The organism is Nocardia australiensis, assembly GCF_020733705.1.
GTDB lineage: Bacteria > Actinomycetota > Actinomycetes > Mycobacteriales > Mycobacteriaceae > Nocardia > Nocardia australiensis.
The window spans coordinates 642181-662059 of the sequence record NZ_JAJFZM010000002.1; the positions used below are offsets into that span (position 1 = coordinate 642181).

Here is a 19879-nt window from a genome sequence, read left to right on the forward strand (position 1 = left end):
TCGTTCCACCGAGGTGTTCAAGAATTTGGACACATGATCGGTCCCGGAGGAAATACTGGCCGACGACCAGGGCACCTGATGCACGCCCCCAGAGATGGATGGGGAAGGTCTCGGAGCCGGGTACGCAGATAATGAGCTCATCGCCCCACAGTTCCGCAGGTGCGACGCGCTCGAAACGACGAAATCCCTTGCGTTGCAAGAAATTTTGGCTCCTCCAGTGCCCGAAGGGGACATGACCACTACGCCCACTCGCTTCACCAGCGGCAATTGCTGGTCCTGGGAGACCAGCCGATCTGCGGCTCGGCCGTGGCGTCGCACCTGGCCGGGCCTGCGTAGGCGCGTACCGGAGGGTAGGCACCTCGAAAAGCTGGGCTTACCACTGCATCACGATTAGTTGCAACCCTTATCGCACGCGGATCCGTGCGCGGCCATCGATACTGCAACGGCATGCTCTGGAGTGGCGAACAAGGTCGGCCCATTTTCTCGTTCGTGTCATGTGTGGGCGCCGCCGCGAAGCCAGTCGGACCAGGGGATGCTCCAATCGCCGTTCTGCCAGATGTCGAGGGGGTCACCGCCGGTATTGCGGACCTCGACGACGTCGCCGGGGATGATGAAGTCGTAGAACCATGCGGCATCGTTGGGGGAAATGTTCAGGCAGCCGTGTGAGACGTTGGTGTTACCTTGGGCCCACATGCTCTCGGCCAGTTCGTGCACGAAGATTCCGTCGTGGCTGATGCGGACCGCGTGGTTGATGCTCGTGAGGTAGCCGAGCCCGGAGTTGGTCGGCAGGCCGTAGCTGGCAGAGTCCATGATCACCGGGTCTTTTCGGTCCAGCACGGTGTAGATGCCGGGGCGGGTCCAGAACGACAGGACTCTGCCACCGACGACCGTGGTGCCGCCCATGCCCATCGATGTGGGCATGGTGCGGACCAGGTTCCCGTTGTCGAAGACCTCGATCTGTTTGGTGTCGTCGTCGGCGATGGCGACGTGCGCGGGGCCGATGATCACTGACACCTGTTGGTCGCGCAGGCCGTAGCGGCCCTCGCCGAGCGCGCGGCCGAAGAGTTCGGCCGCGATCGTGATCCTGGTTCCCGGTGCGTAATAGTGCTCGGGCCGCCAGTGTGCGTTCTGATCGTCGAGCCAGTACCAGGCGCCGGTGACGGCGGGCTGGGTGGTGACCTTCAGGTGGCGTTCCGCAGCCGCCCGGTCGACGGGTGCGTCGAAATGAGCGACGAGCACGAAACCCACTCCGTAGGTGTCGCTTTCGGCCATCTCGACAAGATTGGCGGAGCGCAGGGAGATGTCGACGAGCTGTTGCGGTCGCACCGTGGCGGAGGTCGTCGTCGCGGTGACGTCGCCGGTTTCGCCATGTGCCACGGCCTTCACGGTGTAGGTGTGTCCGTAGCCGAGTGGTTCGGCGCTGGTCCAGGTTCGATGATCGCGTGCCGGTGCTCCCGGCAGTGGTCTGCCCGTTTCGTCGATCCATTCGACCGACCGCAACGTCCCCTCGGTCACTGTGACCGTGCCGAGGCTGCGCGCATCGACGTTGTGGGTGCCGGGCGGGGGATCGAATCGGATCATGGCGGGTTTGGGGGGCGCGGGTTCTCGCTGCGCGCATCCGGCCAGGGCGAGGCCTCCCGCACTGGCGAAGCTGATCAGCAGCCGACGACGTCCCAATGCCACCGTGTATCTCCCTTCGCTGGGTGCAGGGCCGACCTCTGTCCGCCAGCCTGTGGCACCTAACGCTGACCGAGATGCCGAAGAGCGGTATCTCCACCGATCCGTCGCACAACCGACACCGTTCCGCGATCGATGCGGTTCTCGTCCAAGACGGTCATGGGTGGCCTGCAAGACCCGGACGGTCACACGCTCGGCTGGCGCGAACTGTCAGCAGAGAACCAACTCAGGGCCGCACGATGGTGACCAGGTTGATCAATGACTGCTCGGCGGCCGGGGTATGGCCGAGGTGGCGGATGTAGTCGGTGAGGTCGACGCGCTCGCCGGTCCAACCGCGGGCGGTGAACCATTCGGTGGCCTCACCGCGGGGGTCGTTGTAGATCAACCGCACCCAGTCCGCGCCCGCGTCGTCCTGCTCGGCCGTCGCGGCGGCCTCCGCGGGCAGCGGATCCATCTGCTCGATCGCTACCCGGCTGCCGGGCGTGCTGAGCGAGACGATGGCGTCGAACAGCTGGTCCTGCGCAGCCGGCGACAGATAGATGAGCAGGCCCTCCACCAGCCATGCGGTCGGCAGAGCAGGATCGAAGCCGCTGTCGCACAACGCTTTCGGCCAGTCCTCACGCAGGTCCACCGGCACCTCATGGCGCTCGGCGATCGGCCGGCGCCCAGCCTGCGCGAGGGTTTCGCGCTTGAACTCCAGCACCTGCGGCCGGTCCAATTCGTAGACGACGGTGCCGTCGGGCCACGGCAGCCGGTACGCGCGGGCGTCCAGGCCGGCTCCGAGGATAACTACCTGCCGGATGCCGGCGGCCGCGGCCGCGTGGAGGTAATCGTCGAAATACCGGGTGCGGGCGACCTGATGCTGCTGGAACTGAATGCCGAATTCGGGGGTCAGCAACGGATGGTCGGGCACTCGACCGTCGAGCAGGTCGACCCACTCTCCGCCCGCGGCCCGCACGAAGAGCTCCGCGAACGGGTCCTCCGCCGGCGCATCGGCCGCGCGGCCGCCCAGTGCGCGAGCCGCCGCAACGAACAACGCCGTAGATCCCACACTGGCATTGATGTCCCAGGAATCTCCATCGGTACGCATGCTCGCCAACGTACCGATCGTGGCGAGCTCGGTCATTCCAGCACACCGCTACAGCGGAAATCCTCCTTGAATCAACCGCCATCGCGGCGTTCATTACACCGGATGCAGTGTCGGCGGGGTGAAATCTTCCGGTGGAGGGGCGGTGCAGCGGTGGCAGCCGCAAGTGGGCCCGATCAACACGACAATCAAAATGCCGGCCAGCACAGCACTCCCACTGGCCCCATGTGGCTGAGGCAGTCGGGCGCTACCAGTTGACTACTGATCAGCGAGAAAGGCTGCGACGCTTGCCTTTCCCGTAAGTATGCTCCGGCACTTCCCGGCCGTCGCGATGCTCGTATCGGCAGCAGGCCGGCGTGCGACGCGTCCCGATCGTGATTCTGGAACCGCGTTGAATCGGAAGGCTGTTCACGCCTGTCGGATCGCCGGGCCGTAGCAGCGGATGCTCAGCATTCATGGAGGGATTCGATCGCGAACTCCAAGCGTGTGTCCGCCGGGTCGTCGGATGGCGCCGGCATCACGATTCCTTCTACCAAGCCTTCGTAGCGCTCACGGACAAGGTCGGGAAGGGTTCGGTAATCGCCGCAGATGAGCAGTGTGTTCAGGATGTCATCGGTCATCACGTCGTCGAGTTGGTCCCAGCGTTGCGCCTGCGCCAAGGCGCGCAGGCGCTCGAACAGTTCGGGTAGTCCGAGCCTGGACAACGCCGGCTGGTAGGACGGCGTGGAATACAGGAAGGCGAGAAGTCGGCGCATCCGCTCGCGTTCGCGCTGCACAGCAGCCGCATCGCCGCCCGTCGCGATCGGAACGGCGGCGATGATGCCAGGTGGCGTGCGGGAGCGCTCCTCGGCGCCTGCCCGCAGCGCGGGACGGAGTACGTTCTTCAGATAGCCTGCGTCGGAGTTCGTGGAGTGGGTGATCACGCCGTCTGCGAGTTGTCCTGCGAGCCGGCACATTCCGGCGTTGACCGCGCCGAGGAAGATCGGCGGGGCGGTGGTGGTGTCGTCGGGCCCGGGGTTGAAATAGGGCTGCAACCGGGTCAGCCGGTAGCTGTCGCCTTCGTAGTGGATCGAACTACCGGATGCGAACGCGTCGAACAGTTCCCTCAGCACCGTCAGGTATTCGCCCATCCGGGCGACGGGTTCGGTCCACGGCATCCCGAAACGACCTTCGATGTTCTGCCGGATCTGGGTTCCCAGGCCCAGTTCGAAGCGTCCGCCCGAGAATTTCGCGAGATCCCAGGCGTTGTAGGCCACCAGGGTCGGGCTCCTGACGAAGGCCAGGGTGATCGCGGTACGCAGGGTGATCCGGGTGGTGTGCTCGGCCGCCAAGAGCGCGACCGCGAACGAATCGTGGATCGTTTCCGGGATGTGAATCCCATCGAATCCCAGCTCCTCCAACTGTCCGGCCACGCGCGGCACCCGCGACAGCGGCAGGCGCGGATCAAGGGATGCATAGACTTTCATCGACCTTCTCTGGACTAACTCGGTGCCTAAAATGCGCGGTAATACCGATGACAGGATATTTATCCCTTGGTCACCGGGTGTTTGGCCTGGTGGATCTGTGTCGGGGTACCGAAACTGCGGGGGGTCAATCGTGGTATCGGCGGCAGCGGCGCGGACGCGGGGGAGGCCTGGAACGCTTGGATCATGAGTGCGGCGAAGCGCTGGGAGGCCGCGATACGTGCTGCCGGCGTGCCCGCGCGGATGCCATTGTTGGCCATGATCATAAGGATGAGGTCATCCAGGACGATGTCGGAGCGCAGGTGCCCGGTGTCTTTGGCGCGGCGGATGAGTTCGGCGGCACCGGTCAGCGAGGACGTGCGGATCGCGGCGAAGTTCAGCGCGTGTGGGTAGGCGGACATGAAGGCCGCGGTGAAGCCGTGGTCGCGTGCTTGCAGCTCACAGAGCTTCTCGACCACGCGGCAGAAGCCGTGCCAGGAATCCGGGTCGGCGAGCCCCTCGTCCACGAGGGACCGGCAGGCCAGCATCTGATCGGTGAACGCCTCCGCGACCAGCATCTCCTTGGTCGGGAAATGGCGGTAGAGGGTCGCGGGCCCGACCCCGGCACGCCGGGCGATCTCCCGCATCGGCACATCCAGGCCGGCGCTGACAAATACCGTGCGAGCCGCCTCGAGGATGCGTTCGCGATTTTCACGCGCGTCCGAACGCAGTGCGTGAGGCAAATGAGCAGTCACCGCTCTCACTTTAGCTAAACGGACGAGGCCGTCCGTTACGGTCGGCTGGTTGGTTCCAATCGAGAAGAACATGGAGAAACCAGTGAAAGCAGTGATGGTCTCGGCGTTCGGAGGTCCCGAGGTGCTCGCAGTGGTCGACCTCCCCGACCCGCATCCGGCCGCCGGGCAGGTGTCGATCACGACCGAGGCGATCGGCGTCGGCGGCCTCGACTCCCTGATCCGAAGCGGCGCGCTGGCCAACCATGGCGCCGCACCCGGTCGTATCCTCGGCAGCGAGGTCGCGGGCACTGTGACCGAAGTCGGCGAGGGCGTCGACACCGCATGGGCCGGCCGGCGCGTGTGGGCACTTACTGGTGAGAGCGGCGGCTATACCGAACAGGCCGTCGTCTCGGCCGAGACGCTCGTCCCGCTCCCGGCGGACCTGTCGGCTGTCGACGCAGTGACGCTCGGCAGTTCGGCAATGGTCGCCCATTTCGCCCTGCGCCATGCCCACTTCGCTCGCGGTGAGTCGGTGCTGGTGCGCGGCGCGGCCGGCGGCATCGGCGTGATAGCGGTCCAGCTCGCGGCTCGCGCCGGCGCCGGCGCGGTGGCGGTCACGACGTCGTCGGCCGAGCGCGGCGCTCGCCTGCGCAAGCTCGGCGCGACCCACGTGCTCGACCGAGCCGGCCGGGGTGCGCAGGACGCTCCCGCAGGCTATGACGTCATCCTCGATATCGTCGCCGGTGCGGATCTGCCGTCGTTCTTCGCCAGACTCGAACCGAACGGTCGCATGGTGGCCGTCGGCGTGATGGCAGGCACGCCACCGGCGGACTTCGGCATGGAGATGGTCGCGGCGTTCCGGAAGTCGATGTCGTTCGCCACCTTCAGCGCTGACACCGTGCCGGCACTCGAGCAACGCGCAGCAACCGCCGAACTGTTCACTGCCGCCAGTCGTGGCGAGCTGGTAGCGGTCGTGCACGAGGAACTTCCCTTGGAACAGGCCGTTGTGGCCCACCAGAAAATGGAAGCAGGCGAGGTGTTCGGCAGAATCGTGCTCACACCATCGAGGAGATAGACGGCACCGCATCTCGCCCCGATATCAACGCCCGCTCATGCCGCTGGGCGGGCGTTGGCCGGAGCCCGCCAAGCGCTGTCATTGTTGTTGTTCGTGAACAATGCCGCCTGCTGAAGGACATCTGAACCAACTGGCCGTGTCCATCCGACGCCGGACGAACGCACGCTCATGCCAAGTTCGGGGCGACTGCGGGAGAGTGTCCACGATCTCGGCAACACCGATGACTTTCGGGTGAATCTGTCGTCGATACCTCTGGGTATACCGACAGACAGGAGTTCAGGCATGACGAGACCATTTCGATTTGGCATGACCTCGGTACGGGCGAACGGTGTGGATCTCGGCATCGAGAGCTTCGGCCGTGAGGACGATCCGCTGGTCTTGCTGGTCGGCGGCACAACGATGTTGTCCTGGCCCGACGCGCTGTGCGAGCGGCTCGCGTCGGGCGGGCGGCGTGTGGTCCGCTACGACCTGCGCGACTCCGGCGCGTCGACGACCCTCGACCCGGAGAATCCGGCCTACGACCTGCGGGATCTCGCCGCCGACGCGGCCGCGCTGGTCGAGGTGCTCGGCGCCGGCACCGCCCATCTCGGTGGAGTCGGCGTCGGTGGGATGATCGCTCAGGTCGCCGCGCTGGACCACCCGGACGTGTTCTCCGCACTGACCCTCGTCGGCACTCGGCCGGTGGCGCCGGGCCCGGTCGACGAGGACCTGCCCGACCACGACCCCGCGGTCATGGCTGCGCTGTTCTCCCGCCCGCTGCCGGACTGGACCGACCGGGACGCTGTCGCGGCATTCGCCGCCTCGGGAGCCGAGCCGATGGGCAACGATCCGCAGCAGGCGCGGGCGACGGCGGCCCGAATCTGGGACCGGACGCCGTCAAGCGATCCCGCGGTGCACCAGGCGAATCAGCTCGGGATGGTGTTCTCCCGGATCGACTGCGCTCCGCGCTGGCGGGGCCGGCTCGGTGAGTTCGACGTGCCCACGCTCGTGGTGCACGGTCGCGCCGATCCGTTTTTCCCGGTCGGCAATGGTGAGGTCCTGGCCGCCGAAATCCCTGGGGCGCGACTGCTCGTCCTCGACGACATGGGTACCGCCCTGCGTCGCGCCGCGGCCGACCAGGTCGCTGCCGCCATGCTCGCCCTGTAACCGCCCGGCTGGGAGGCATCCTGGGCCGGCGGAACGCACCATAATGCCGCGACCCGCGCGGTTCGAAGCGGCCACGTGGCTTCCTGGAAGGTCAGCGGCCCAAGATCATCTCGGGCCGATGGTGTCGGCGGAATGTCCGGAACTACCACCAATTGGGCGAATGCTGGTCAAGCTTGGAAGGGGCGATCTGGAAGCAGCGGAACAACTTCGCGGGTGTCGGGCAGGGTGTGGGCAGTGACGAATGTATGCCCGGTTTCTCAGGGGCGGGTGCTGTGGTCATCGAAAGCCCGGCTGCCAGCCGAACAACTCTTGTAGATCCGCCGAGTCGTAGCCGATGGCGGACGCGCCGGTCGCCCGCGCGGGCGCTCAGTCTGCCGTTGGTGGTGTTGCCGGACCTGCTCCAGGCGCAGGCGCAGATAGCGCTCGGTCGTGCTCAGATGCGGGTGTCCGAGAAGGGTCTGGATGTCCACCAGCGGCATGTCCGGATCGTCGGCCATCCGCAACGCGGCGGTGTGCCGCAGGTCGTGCAGTGTCCAGTTCGTCGCCAGCACGGTGTTCGCCCGGCGAAGGACCGCGCGCATCGCCTCGTAGCTGAGTGCCCGCCAGGGCCGTCGCAACGTCCACCAAAGCGGCTTGTTCGGTCCGGGCCGGCTCCGACGGCAGCTCACTCTGGTAAAGCCGCAGCCAGACGAACGCGTCCGGCGATGCGGGCAACCACTGCAATTCGTTGGTGCCCTTGCGAATTACGCCGACGAGCTGCTCACCGTAGGGCGGTGACCGGGATCCGGGATGCCGGCCGAACCGGGCGACTACCGTGCGGCGGTGAGGAGTTCGGCGCAGCGCTCGCCGACGAGCATGACGGTGATGTTCGGGTTCACCGTCGTGTGCGCGGGAAACACCGAGGCGTCGGCTACGCGGAGACCGTCGATGCCCTTCACCCGTAGCTGCGGGTCCAGCGGGCTCATCGGGTCGTCGTCGGCGCCCATGCGCACCGAGCCTGCCGGGTGGTAGACGGTGTTGTGCGTGCGGCGAATGTAATCGGCCAGTTCCACATCGGACTGTGTATCGGGGCCCGGATACAGTTCGCGTGCCACCCAGTCCGACAACGGTGCGGCCGAAGCGATGTCGCGTGCCCTGCGGAGGCCGGCGATCATCACGCGCAGATCGTGGCCCTCGGGATCGGTGAAGTAGCGCGGGTCGACGCGGGGCTTGTCGCGGAAGTCGCGCGAGCGCAGCCGGACGGTCCCGCGGGAGCGGGCGTGGGTGACGTTCGGGGTGAGGCAGAAGGTGTTCTCGGCAGTCGGGTAGCCCTGCCGCAGCGTGTGCATGTCGAACGGCACACTGCCGTAATGCATCATCAGGTCCGGTCGGTCGAGGCCGTCGACGGTCGTGGTGAAGATGCCCGCCTCCCACCATTGCGTCGAGCTGCGCACCATCGGCCGCGTCGTCTCGAAACCGATGACGCCCTCCGGATGGTCCTGCAGATGGGCGCCGACCCCGGGGGAGTCGACGAGAACGTCGATTCCGTTCTCGCGCAGGTGATCCGACGGACCGATGCCGGAGAGCATGAGCAGCTTGGGGCTGTCGATGGCACCGGCGGAGACGATGACCTCACGACCGGCCGATATGCGGGTGGTGCGGCCGAATGCGTTGTCGGTGATGTCTATGCCGACCGCACGCCCGTTCTCGACGACGACCTTCTTCGCCCACGAGCCGGTCCGGACGGCGAGGTTCGGCCGGTCGAAGTTCGGGTGCAGGTAGCTCACCGACGACGACGATCGGGTGCCGTCGGCACGGGAGTTGATCTGAAAGAAGTTGGCGCCGTTGATAACTGTTCGCCCGGAGTTGAATTCGACGCGTGGAATGCCGACGGCCTCGCAGGCGTCGAGTACCGCGACACCGCACGGGTCGTTCGGCGGCACCGTCATGATGTGGACCGGACCGCTGCGGCCGTGATGGTCGCCGGGCGCGTCGTTGGTCTCGATCCTCGGATACAGCCGATACACCGAGTCCGCCCCCCAACCGGTGCAGCCGTGGTCGCGCTCCCAGGAATCGAGATCCTCGCGCGGTGCCCAGAATGCGATGCAGCTGTTGTGTGACGAGCAGCCGCCGAGCACCTTCGCGCGGGCGTGCCGCATGAACGAGTTGCCGTTCTCCTGCGGCTCGATCGGATAGTCCCAGTCGTAGCCCGACTCGAGCAGCTCCATCCACCGGTCGAGCCGCAGAACGGCGTCGTCGCCGACATCGGACGGCCCCGCCTCGAGCAGGCACACCGTCACCGAAGGGTCCTCCGACAACCGCGCCGCGACGGCCGCACCCGCCGAGCCACCACCGACGATCACGTAGTCGTACTCGGTCACTGCTGCCCCTTTCGGTCGGCGAACCAGCCGGTGACACCCGGTCGGAGGTTCTCGTAGACGTGCTTGGCCTCGCGATACTCGTGCAGGCCCGACGGCCCCAGCTCGCGGCCGATGCCCGAGCGGCGATACCCGCCCCACTCCGCCTGCGGCAGGTACGGCCCGAAGTCGTTGACCCACACGGTGCCGTGCCGCAGCCGGGCGGCGATGCGGCGGGCCCGTGCGGCATCCGACGACCACACCGCGCCGGCGAGACCGTACTCGGTGTCGTTGGCGATGGCGACGGCCTCGTCCTCGGTGGTGAACGTCTCGACCGTGACGGTCGGCCCGAACCCCTCGTCGTGTACGCACGCCATGTCGCGCGTCGCGCCGTCGATGACGGTCGGCAGATAGAACCAGCCGTCGTCGAGGCCGCCGGAGCCGTGGTCGCCGGTGGCAAACGCGCCGCCGGTGCGGATGACGGCGCCGTCCGCGCGGGCCTGCTCGACATAGGCGTGCACCTTGTCGCGGTGGGCGGCGGAGATGAGCGGCCCGGTCTCGGTGCCCTCGGCGAACGGTAGCCCGAGCCGGATCTGCCCGGCGCGCCGCACCAGCTCCTCGACGAAACGATCGTGCGCCGACGCCTCGATGATCAGCCGAGCGCCCGCCGAGCACACCTGGCCGGAATGCAGGAATGCCGCGTTGAGAGCATTGTCGACGGCTGCGGCCAGCCGCTCGCCGGTATCGCAGGCATCGGCGAAGACCACATTCGGATTCTTGCCGCCCAGCTCGAGCGCCACCTTCTTCACTGTCGCCGCCGCCTCGCGGGCGATGATCCTGCCGGTGACCAGTCCGCCGGTGAAGGAGACGAGGTCGACGTCCGGATGCGCCGACAGCGGCGCGCCCGCGGCCGCCCCCGCGCCGAGGACGAGGTTGGCCACGCCCGGTGGCACACCGAGGTCGTGCAGCACCCGCAGCAGCAGGATCGACGTGTGCGGCGTGAGCTCCGCCGGTTTGAGGACGAAGGTGTTGCCTGCGGCCAGTGCCGGTGCGACCTTCCACGCCGCCTGCAGCAGCGGGTAGTTCCACGGCGTGATGAGCCCGCAGACGCCCACCGGCTCGTAGACGATCCGGGAGTCGATCTCGGGCGAGCCTGCGTCGACCACGCGGCCCGCGTCCTCGGCGGCCAGTTTGCCGAAGTACCGGAAGCAGTTCGCGATATCGGACATGTCGATGTCCGACTCGTAGGGCCGCTTTCCGGTGTCGAGGGTCTCGGCGCGGACGAATTCGTCGCGACGGGAGTCGATCGCGGCGGCGATCCGCAGCAGCAGATCGCCGCGCTCCGCGGCCGCGGTCTGCCGCCATCGGCCGCCATCGAAGGCCCGCCGGGCGGCGGCGATGGCTGCCTCGGTATCGGCAGCATCCGCCTCGGCGACGATGCCGACAACGGAATTGTCTGCAGGGCAACGAATTTCGCGGGTCGCACCGGACGCCGCGGCGCGCCAGGCGCCGTCGATGTACAGCGTGTCACTCATGCGGTGGGTGTCCCTTCAGTATCGCTGTCGGTGATGTCGTCACCGTCCGGTTTCGACTCGTGGTGTTCGGTCGCCGAGTGCCGCAGGTACAGGTAGCCGAGATGACGTTCGTACTGGTCGAGTATGTCGCCGATGACTTGCTCGCGGGTGTAGCCGTTGAGCGAATAGCCCTGCGAACCCTCCGCAAGGCACACCTCGCAGCGAAAGTAGCGATCATCGGAGCGCTGCGCGAGCACCGCGTAGGTGGGTGTCGGCGTCGACACGGGCCATACACGATACTCGAACGGCGGATCGTTCGCCTGGTCGACGATCAGGCGTGGAGACGGCAGGTGCTCGCTGTGGCCGGACTCGTCGACGGTCGCGGTGACGCCCACGCGGGAGAATTCGGCGGCTACCTCACGCATCGCCGGTACGACGGTGTTGGCGAGGAATTTCCGCGTCGCCGCCGGTCCGGGGTAGTGGACGGTGGCGAGCAGCCGACGGCGCCAGCCGACCTGTCCGGACGGCCCGCGCCCGGCCGCTATGGCCTTCGGCAGCGCCGTCCGGTAGCTGTCGAGCTTGTAGGACTCGTTGCGCACCGCCCGTAGCAGCGCGATACCGATTCCCGCGAGCACGAACGAGAACGGCAGCCCCATGATGATGGTCGCGTGCTGCAGGGTCTTGATGGACCCTCCGGCTCCGGCGAACAGCATCGACAGGGTGAGCAGCCCGATCGCCACCGCCCAGAAGATGCGCGTGCCGCGCGCGCAGTCGGCCATCGGGTGGGGGAGCTTCGAGGTGAAGTTGCCCATGACGAGCGAGCCCGAATCGGCGCTGGTCACGTAGAACAGCAGGCCGGTGATGGTCGCGACGCCCAGCAGCAGCGGCGCACCGGGATACCGCTCGAGCAGCGAGTAGAAACCGACCTCGGCATGCGCGGCCGTCATCTCGCCGAATTCCTGGTCCTCGCGAGCGACCTCCAGCGCGCTGTTGGCGAAGATCGAGATCCACATCAGGATGAAACTGAACGGCACCACTAGCACGCCGAAGATGAACTGCCGCAGGGTGCGTCCGCGGGAGATGCGCGCGAGGAAAAGGCCGACGAACGGCGCCCACGCCACCCACCACGCCCAGAAGAACAGCGTCCAGGAATCCAGCCACGCGGACGGCTGGTTCGGTGTCTCCGGATGGCGGTCCCAGGCGAAGGTGTCGAGAGTGCGGCCGAGGAAAGTCGAGGCGTAGTCGCCCGCGTTCTGCACGAGCCCGTTCAGCAGGAAGGCTGTGCGACCAGCCACGAGAATGTAGACCAGCAGCGCGATCGCCAGGACGACATTGAGCTCCGCCAGCCGCCGCAGACCCTGGTTGATGCTGGACATCGCCGAGATCGTCGTGACAGCGACAGACAGCACGATGAGCCCGACCTGGACGGTCTTGCCCTGGGGCAGGCCGAACATCTCGTGCAGGCCGTAATTGAGCTGCACGATGCCGATACCGAGAGACGTGGCAACTCCGAAAATGGTGCCGAGCACCGCGGCGACATCGATGACATCGCCCCACCGGCCGTGCACCCGCGTGCCCACGATCGGGTACAGCGCCGCCCGGATCGTGAGCGGCAGATTGTGCCGGAATGCGAAGTAGGCGAGCGCGCCGCCCATGAGCGCGTACATCGCCCAGCCGCTGATGCCGTAGTGGAAGATCGTCCACGTGGTCGCCGCGCGGGCCGCGTCGTTGGTCTGGGCCGCACCGGTGGGCGGGTTGAGGTAGTTGTAGACGGGTTCGGCAACCGAGAAGAACATCAGGTCGATGCCGATACCGGCGGCGAAGAGCATCGCCGTCCACGTGAAGAGGCTGTACTCCGGCCGGGACTCCTCCGGCCCCAGCCGGTACCGGCCGTACCTGCTGGCGCCGATGAACACCACGATGCCGACGATGACCGTCGCGAGCAGCAGATACCACCAGCCGAACCAGGTGGAGATGAAGGTCTTGATCCCGCCCAGGGCGGCCTCGGCGCTCGTAGGCGCGGCGAGTGCCCAGACAGCGAACGCGAGAACGATCCCAGCGGCGGCGAGAAACACCGGCTTGTTGAGCGATCCGTGGTCCGGTGCGGGGTCAGCCGGATCGATCGCGGCCGTTCCCCCGTGGCCGCCGTTCCTGTTCCCCGTTGCGGAGTCTTTGTTCGGTTCAGGGTCGCCGTGCTCGTTGTCCCGGGGATTGCCGACACGACTCATGCAACGAACGGTAGCCCGGGCTCGCTGAACAGCGGCCGCGTCCGACACGCATGTCGGGCTCGGAAAATACGGATAAGCAGACCGGAGTGTGGTGTGGGACAGGTGTTCGCGGTGCGGTTGCCGTCCCCGGCGCTCACGACCGTTCGGGACTATGAGCTCGAGGTCGCCGCGGACTTCATCGCCGAAGTCGACGCCCTACTCGACGACGTCCTCTCTGACGAGCAGTGCAATGCCCAACTGGCTGGTCATCATGCCAAAGATGTTGCTCTTCAGGTGGTTTGGGCATCCAATCCATTCGGTTCGAGGTGGTCGAGGTCGGCGATGTGATGGGTTGATAAGCTGATTTTCATGGACATCGAGGTCGACAGAATCTAGCCACCGAACTGCCGGTGGCCTTTACCGAATTGGGCACGGATTGTGCCCCGGTGAATGACCTCGCCCGTTTCGTCGAAGGTTGCAGCCTTGCGCACATCTGTGCGATCTTGCTGTTCCTTCTGACTGAGCCCACCCCGGCACGTTCGCGCCACACCGATCACCGGTTGCGTTCTGCGCGCAGAGCGATGTCAGCTGTCCCGGTCCGCCCGGCCATTCCAGCCTAGGCTGACCCGTCTGGGATGCCTGTCGGCACTTGGGAATCGAGCATCTCCTTCCTCTGCTCCACGACTGCCTGTGATCGATCGCTTCTTTCAGCATTGCTGATCAGCAACCCGTCACGAAAGGCCGTCACATGCAGCATCGCACCTCTCGCTCACGTACCCGTCATCGCCGCGCACAGTGGAAGGCGCCTGTCCCCGTGCTCACGACCTGCACTAATCCGGCGTGTGGAAAAGCCACACTGCCGCATCGGGTGTGCGCGCACTGCGGCTTCTACCAGGGTCGCCAGATCTTGCCCGTGAGGAACGGTGACACGTGAGTGCCGCCGTAGTGAGATCGCGCAGTCGGTGGCGGAGGATTCGTGACCACCTCGCTGAGATCGGAGAGCCGGAGTTCCGTTTCCAACAGTTGATCTCGGCTTGGAGGGGATCGACCGCGGAGACGTTCGCCGACGTTCACACGCTCCCGATGGGGCTTCGGAGTGAATTGTCCGAGCGGTTTGGTGAGCACTTGCACCCCCTTACCGTGGTCGCCGTACAGCATGACGACCACGTCGAGAAGGTGCTCTTTGCCTCCGAATCTGGTGCTCGCATAGAAACTGTCGTGTCGCACTACCGCGAAGGGTGGGATTCGTTGTGTATTTCGTCGCAGGCCGGATGCGGTCTGGGTTGCACATTCTGTGCGAGCGGAGCAGCGGGGCTTGTTCGCAACCTCACCGTCGACGAGATTGCTGCCCAGGTGATGCATCCGCACTGGACTCGCGCCGGCCTCCCGCGGCCAGCGAGCGTCGCATTCATGGGTATGGGTGAGGCACTTGCGAACCCCGCCATCTTCGAAGCGGTTACCTTGCTCACCGACGCCGACTACGCAGGTTTGTCTCCGCGGCGACTGACCGTGTCCACGGTTGGATTCGCCCCGAACCTCGCCCGATTGGTCGACGAGCACCCGCAAGTGACGATCACATTGTCGGTGCACTCACCGTTCCCTGATCAACGTGCCCAGATCATTCCCCTCGAGGACCGATACCCGCTAGCGGAGAACCTGAGCATCCTCGACCGATATGCGGTCGCCAGCCGCAGGAAGATCTATCTCGCCTACCTGCTCATCGCCGGCGTCAATGACAGCGAGGAACACCTCGACGCCCTCGCCATGCTAGTGCGGGAGCGGTCCCGACCGGAGTTGTTCCACGTCAGCGTTATCCGCTACAACGAGGCGACCGGAGCAGACCCGACCTACCGAGCGCCCTCCTGCCGACGGGTCGACGAATTCGTACAGGGACTGCGCACCAAGGGAATTCAGGCAACCAGGCGCCGTCAACTCGGTACCGCTATCGATGCGGCGTGCGGACAACTGCACGCCCGTTATCTCGAACCAGGCGCCGACAACACAGAACCCATCGCACTACATTGACCGTTCGCCGCGAGCGGTTGAAGGAGAACCCCACCCATGTCCACGACCTCCGTCGTCCCTCTCAGAGATCTCACCTTCGAATGGCCTGACGGTACTGTTGCGCTCGACTGCGTCAGCGGCACCTTCACGGCCGCACCGGACTCGTCGGCCGCAACGGCGCCGGCAAGTCCACCCCGCCACGGCTGATCGCCGGCCTGCTGTATCCCGCATCGGGGCCGCCCTGAACAGTATTCGGTAATAGGCTGCACAGCAGGGTATTTCGATACCGCGCCGGAACCCAGTGTTAGGGAACGCCCCCCGGAAAGGCCGCTCTCCGGTCCCTCGAGCGGTGGTTGCTTGTGGGTGCCCGGTGGTATTTCGCGACGTGCGGCCCCGCCGCGATCTCATCCCCGGACTGACCGTCCGCCAGGAGAAGGGCAGGGGTGGGACCGCGTCGGGGTGGCACGGCTGCGCTCGACTACCCGAGGAAGTCGGCGAGCACGGCGGCACCTCGGGCCGGATCCTGGAGCATCCACCAGTGCCCCAGGCCTTCCAGGCGCGCGACCCGGGCGCCCGCGCGTTCCCCGGCGCGAATACGCCGATCGTCGACACCGACATAGATGTCCTCGGTGGCAACGATGTGCAGGCCGGGGCGAATGGCGGCGTCTTCGAGGTTCTTGCCCAGCTCCGCCATGGCGGGCTGGACGGCCGAGCGATAGAGCGACAGGATGGCGCGGCCCATCTCGTCGCCATGCGCGTCGGCAACCGCCTCGGCAACATCGGCGGGCATTCCGAGCTGGACGTTGCGTTCCACTCGCGTCTCCCGCGGGGCCTTCATCATGTCGTCGACGAGTTTCTCGCCCTCGACCGGCGTCTGCCAGATCCGAGCGAGGTCGTGCCACACGAAGTCCGGGTCGAACAACCCGACGACATCGCTGACCCAGCTACGCAGCAGATCCGGCCGATACATCGCGACGTTGACCACATGCCCGCCACCCCAGTCGTGACCGACCAGGTCGACCGGCTCACCGATCGCCTCCAACTCGCCCACCAGCCAATCGCGGTATTCGAGCACCGTGGCGCCGAACCCGTCCGGCAGCGGCGCGCCGAACCCGGGCGGGGACAGGCAGACCGTGTCGTCGCGGCCCAGTTCGGCTCGCAGCGGACCCCAGATGGCATCACTTTCGGGATTGCCATGCACGAAGACAATCGTCATGCCCGCCACAGTAGTGCCGAGGACCGACCCGGGAAGCGCTTTCAAAGCAGCGTGAATTCGCCACCTCGCCCGTCGCCGATCTCACTCTTGCCAAGACTCCGGCCCGTCACACGGGGCGTCCGCAGTCCGCGACTATTCCGCCTGAACAGATGGTCACCGTGGTATCACGGCTGCACGCGAGCTGCGGACGACAGGCCTGCGATCGCAACTTGCGCCGGTGCTGGAGACGTTTCGATTCTTCTTGAAGCCCCGGTGTCTGTCTCCTCAGGCATATTCACTGTGTGGGGACGTACCGACCTACAAGCTCGGCGCAGTGCCGCCGAACTTGCTTACCCGACAACAACTTCGGCAACATGGAAAGTGCCCTGCAGCCCCGGAGTCCTGATGGATACCCGCTTGTCCCACTGTTCGACGACCAGGAGGGTCCTGACCTGCCCGCCTACCGCCCGGCGACCGACGTGACCAGCGATGAGCGACGTCGCAGTGCCGCGTCGAGCAGGGCGGGTGGCGTGTCGTGCTTCTCAGCTGGGGCGAGGTCGACGCCGGGAGCGACGATCGCGTCGAGTGCGTCGAGCACGTCGGCGGAGAGCACGGTGTCTGCGGCGGCGAGCTGAGAGCGCAAGTGGTTCATTGTGCGCGGGCCGATGAGCGCGCTGGTCACGGCGGGATGCGCGGTCACGAAACCGAGCGCGAGCTGGATCATCGTCAAACCGGCCTCGTCGGCGACCTTGGCCAGCTGCTCGACAGCATCCATTTTGGCCCGGTTGGCCGGGATGGTGGTGTCGAAGCGCTGCGGCATGAACGTCGAGCGGCTGGTGGTGATTTCCCTGCCCTCGCGGATCGCACCCGACAGCCAGCCCGAGGCCAACGGGCTCCACGCCAGCACGCCGAGCCCGTACTGCTCGGTCACCGGCAGGACGTGAGTTTCGCTGCCGCGCTGCAGGATCGAGTAGTTGGGCTGTTCGGTGACGTAACGGCGCAGGTGGTGTTCTCGAGCAGCCCACTGGGCCTGCACGATGCGGTACGCGGGGAATGTCGACGAACCGAAGTAGCGAATCTTTCCGGCGCGCTGCAGGTCGGTCAGGGCCGACAGTGTCTCCTCGTCGCTGGTATTCGGGTCCCACCGGTGGATCTGGTAGAGATCAACGTGGTCGACGCCCAGTCGCCGCAGGCTGTTATCCAACTCGGCGACCAACCAGCGGCGCGAACTGCCCTGATGGTTACGCTCCTCACCCATCGGCATGCTCGCCTTCGTGGCCAGCACGATGTTGTCGCGGCGGTCGGCGATAGCCTTGCCGACCATCTCCTCCGACTCGCCGCCGCTGTACATGTCGGCGGTGTCGATGAGGTTGATCCCGGCCTCCAGGGCGGCGTCAACCATAGCGGTGACCTCGTCCTGCGTGGTGAACCCGATCCGGCCGAAGTTCATCGCGCCGAGCGCGAGGGTGCTGACCTGTACACCGGTACGGCCCAAGATGCGGTACTGCATGAGGCGTTCCTCCATGAGTGGTAAGGCGAGTTCGCGATGCGTGAATTGGTTTCGGCTCGACAGTTCTGGCATCCTGAACAACCGGAACCTTGTTCCGAAAGGAAACATACGGAACATTGCTCCGTTTGACAAGGTGAGTGATGGAGGTAGCGGCGCAGTGGCTGACATCGACAGCGGATCGGAGTCGTCGACCCCGCGAAAACGGGCCGACGCCCGGCGTAACCAGCAGACACTGCTGGACGCGGCCGCCGCGGCTTTCGTCGCGTCCGGCGTCGATGCGCCCGTGCGCGACATCGCCGCCGAGGCCGGAGTCGGTATCGGCACGATCTACCGCCACTTTCCGACGCGAGCCGATCTCATCGTCGCCGTGTACCGACACCAGGTCGAGGCATGCGCCGCGGCCGGTCCGACGCTGCTGGCGAACAGCAGCACACCGCATGCGGCCCTAGCGCAGTGGATCAACCTCTTCGTCGACTTCCTGGTCACCAAACACGGCCTCGCCGCGGCATTACAGTCCGACGATCCCACCTTCGCGACGCTGCACGCCTCCTTCCTCAACCGCCTCGTCCCCGTATGCGCCCAACTGCTTGATGCCGCTGCCACGGCGGGCGAGATTCGCCCAGACATGGATGCCTACGAACTGATGCGTGGCGTCGGCAATCTGTGTATCGGCGCCGGCAACACCCCCCGCTACGACGCACGCCGCATGGTCGAACTCCTCATCGCAGGACTACGCCACCACTAGGAGGTCGGCCGCGAGTTCCTCACGTAGCGGCGTACCAGCTACGGGGTCGGTGATCCGACTGGCGCAAACGGAACATGAGGAAATGCCACCGAATTGAGACCGGCAACGCCCGCCACGGCCTGAGACAAACCAGAAATATCCAGGTCAGACAGCTGGCGGTCCGCCACGACATTTGTCTTTCGGCGGCGACAGCCACCCCGAAAACTAGGCGAGTAAACCGCCCTTCTCTGATCGAGCGGTACCCGCTAGCGCCGCTCGCAGCAGGGCGCTCAGCTCGACTGGTTGCTCCACCTCTTCCACCCCTATCCAGTAATTTCCAGTATTTCTCGGCGGTCGCGTAGTGGCGTCTGCCGCTCCGCCTTCGATCGCCGCGCACGACACCTGCCGGTCTCTACAACAGCCGGAGTCGTTGTCTTGGGGGTCATGAGCACCGATCAGGTGTTGGTCGGCGAGCATGGTGCCGAAGACGACATCGGAAAGTCGTCGCATGAGGATTCGGAGGGCTTCCATTCCTCCGTCTCTACCAGCCTTGCGCCTGGCTGATAGTGCCCGCGGGGCGGCAGCGAGCTTGGGTGATTGCGATGCGGTGGAGGGCAGCGTTGAGTTGACGATTCCCGGTGCGCGACAGTCGATGTCGGGCGCGATTGGACGGCCGGACTGGCAGCGGTGCGGTGCCGTTATGGCGGGCGAAAGCGTCTTTGGATCGGAATCGGTCGGCGCCCGCGGTCTCGCCGATGATCTTGGCAGCTGTCAGTGCACCGCAGCCGGCGACCGCCGGTAGCGACGGTGCCACCTGCTCGACTCGCTCGCTGATTTCAGCCGTGAGTTCAGCGATCTCGGTGGTCAACCGGCGGCAGTGTCCGACCAGGTTCGTCGCAAGCCGACCGACAAGCCTGTCGAACTGGGCCAGGTGCTGCTCGACCCGGTCGTAAGCGCTGGCGAGTTCCAGCATGCCCGGTGGTGTCCAGGCTGGGTCGAGCTCGTGGAGGTGCCAACGCAGCCGAGTGATGATGCATGCGCGTTCGGCAACCAGGTCTTCGCGGTGGTCCACCAGTAGTCGGATGTCGCGCTCGACGCCGTCGAGTCGGGCGATTGGCAGGTCCGGCTCCCGCAGGGCCGCGCGGGCGATGGCGGGCGGTGATCGCTCACATCGAGCGCCATGAAGGTATAGCGCCCGCGCATCAGACCCAGCTCGTCGCCCTGTTGC

The 19879-nt window shown here is 66.1% G+C and carries 17 protein-coding genes and 1 pseudogene; 7 read left to right on the forward strand and 11 right to left on the reverse strand.

The window, feature by feature from the left end; all coding sequences use genetic code 11:
* Positions 1-492: 492 nt before the first annotated feature.
* The 4 genes from LKE06_RS17745 to LKE06_RS17760 form a co-directional block, all read right to left on the reverse strand.
* Positions 493-1683, reverse strand: coding sequence for a L,D-transpeptidase (locus LKE06_RS17745; RefSeq protein WP_228000368.1), 1191 nt, complete (start codon positions 1681-1683; stop codon positions 493-495).
* 220 nt (positions 1684-1903) lie between these two features.
* On the reverse strand, positions 1904-2767 hold the full coding sequence (locus tag LKE06_RS17750) for an SAM-dependent methyltransferase (protein WP_255649279.1): 864 nt from the start codon (positions 2765-2767) through the stop codon (positions 1904-1906).
* 443 nt (positions 2768-3210) lie between these two features.
* Positions 3211-4230, reverse strand: a complete 1020-nt coding sequence (locus LKE06_RS17755; protein WP_228000369.1) for a TIGR03617 family F420-dependent LLM class oxidoreductase — start codon at positions 4228-4230, stop codon at positions 3211-3213.
* A gap of 59 nt (positions 4231-4289) precedes the next feature.
* Positions 4290-4961 carry a TetR/AcrR family transcriptional regulator gene (locus tag LKE06_RS17760; protein ID WP_228000370.1) on the reverse strand — a complete coding sequence of 224 codons (672 nt, stop codon included), beginning with the start codon at positions 4959-4961 and terminating at the stop codon, positions 4290-4292.
* Positions 4962-5043: 82 nt separating this feature from the next.
* Between LKE06_RS17760 and LKE06_RS17765 the strand changes: the two genes are divergently transcribed.
* Both LKE06_RS17765 and LKE06_RS17770 read left to right on the forward strand, forming a co-directional pair.
* Positions 5044-6015 (forward strand): zinc-binding dehydrogenase, encoded by a 972-nt coding sequence (locus LKE06_RS17765; protein WP_228000371.1) that lies wholly within the window; start codon positions 5044-5046, stop codon positions 6013-6015.
* Between the two features lie 306 nt (positions 6016-6321).
* Positions 6322-7161: an alpha/beta fold hydrolase gene (locus LKE06_RS17770; protein WP_228000660.1), complete on the forward strand. Its 840-nt coding sequence runs from the start codon at positions 6322-6324 to the stop codon at positions 7159-7161.
* Positions 7162-7418: 257 nt separating this feature from the next.
* On the opposite strand, the gene LKE06_RS17775 is transcribed toward LKE06_RS17770, so the two are convergent.
* The 4 genes from LKE06_RS17775 to betT all read right to left on the reverse strand — a co-directional run bounded on the left by LKE06_RS17775 (position 7419) and on the right by betT (position 13239).
* A complete protein-coding gene (locus LKE06_RS17775; RefSeq protein WP_228000372.1) occupies positions 7419-7778 on the reverse strand; it encodes a tyrosine-type recombinase/integrase in 360 nt (119 codons plus the stop codon).
* A 192-nt stretch (positions 7779-7970) separates the two neighbouring features.
* Positions 7971-9521 carry a GMC family oxidoreductase gene (locus tag LKE06_RS17780; protein WP_228000373.1) on the reverse strand — a complete coding sequence of 517 codons (1551 nt, stop codon included), beginning with the start codon at positions 9519-9521 and terminating at the stop codon, positions 7971-7973.
* The gene (locus LKE06_RS17785) at positions 9518-11032 is read right to left on the reverse strand and encodes an aldehyde dehydrogenase family protein (RefSeq protein WP_228000374.1); all 1515 of its coding nucleotides are present in this window, start codon (positions 11030-11032) and stop codon (positions 9518-9520) included. The genes LKE06_RS17780 and LKE06_RS17785 overlap by 4 nt, the downstream gene beginning before the upstream one ends.
* The gene (gene betT / locus LKE06_RS17790) at positions 11029-13239 is read right to left on the reverse strand and encodes a choline BCCT transporter BetT (RefSeq protein ID WP_228000375.1); all 2211 of its coding nucleotides are present in this window, start codon (positions 13237-13239) and stop codon (positions 11029-11031) included. The genes LKE06_RS17785 and betT overlap by 4 nt, the downstream gene beginning before the upstream one ends.
* Positions 13240-13332: 93 nt before the next feature.
* Between betT and LKE06_RS17795 the strand changes: the two genes are divergently transcribed.
* The 4 genes and pseudogenes from LKE06_RS17795 to LKE06_RS17810 all read left to right on the forward strand — a co-directional run.
* Entirely contained in the window at positions 13333-13566 is a 234-nt protein-coding gene (locus tag LKE06_RS17795) for a hypothetical protein (RefSeq protein ID WP_228000376.1), read from the forward strand.
* A 400-nt stretch (positions 13567-13966) separates the two neighbouring features.
* Positions 13967-14152 (forward strand): 50S ribosomal protein L32, encoded by a 186-nt coding sequence (gene rpmF / locus LKE06_RS17800; protein ID WP_228000377.1) that lies wholly within the window; start codon positions 13967-13969, stop codon positions 14150-14152.
* Between the two features lie 149 nt (positions 14153-14301).
* Entirely contained in the window at positions 14302-15243 is a 942-nt protein-coding gene (locus tag LKE06_RS17805; protein ID WP_228000378.1) for a radical SAM protein, read from the forward strand.
* A gap of 36 nt (positions 15244-15279) precedes the next feature.
* Positions 15280-15458 (forward strand): annotated as a pseudogene (locus tag LKE06_RS17810) (ATP-binding cassette domain-containing protein); the annotation flags it as partial.
* A gap of 242 nt (positions 15459-15700) precedes the next feature.
* On the opposite strand, the gene LKE06_RS17815 reads toward LKE06_RS17810, so the two are convergent.
* The gene (locus LKE06_RS17815) at positions 15701-16438 is read right to left on the reverse strand and encodes an alpha/beta fold hydrolase (RefSeq protein ID WP_228000379.1); all 738 of its coding nucleotides are present in this window, start codon (positions 16436-16438) and stop codon (positions 15701-15703) included.
* A gap of 439 nt (positions 16439-16877) precedes the next feature.
* A complete protein-coding gene (locus LKE06_RS17820; protein ID WP_228000380.1) occupies positions 16878-17927 on the reverse strand; it encodes an aldo/keto reductase in 1050 nt (349 codons plus the stop codon).
* Positions 17928-18084: 157 nt separating this feature from the next.
* Between LKE06_RS17820 and LKE06_RS17825 the strand changes: the two genes are divergently transcribed.
* Positions 18085-18672 (forward strand): TetR/AcrR family transcriptional regulator, encoded by a 588-nt coding sequence (locus LKE06_RS17825; protein ID WP_228000381.1) that lies wholly within the window; start codon positions 18085-18087, stop codon positions 18670-18672.
* A gap of 520 nt (positions 18673-19192) precedes the next feature.
* Here the strand turns inward: LKE06_RS17825 and LKE06_RS17830 are convergent.
* Positions 19193-19723: a transposase gene (locus LKE06_RS17830; RefSeq protein ID WP_228000382.1), complete on the reverse strand. Its 531-nt coding sequence runs from the start codon at positions 19721-19723 to the stop codon at positions 19193-19195.
* Between the last annotated feature and the right edge of the window lie 156 nt (positions 19724-19879).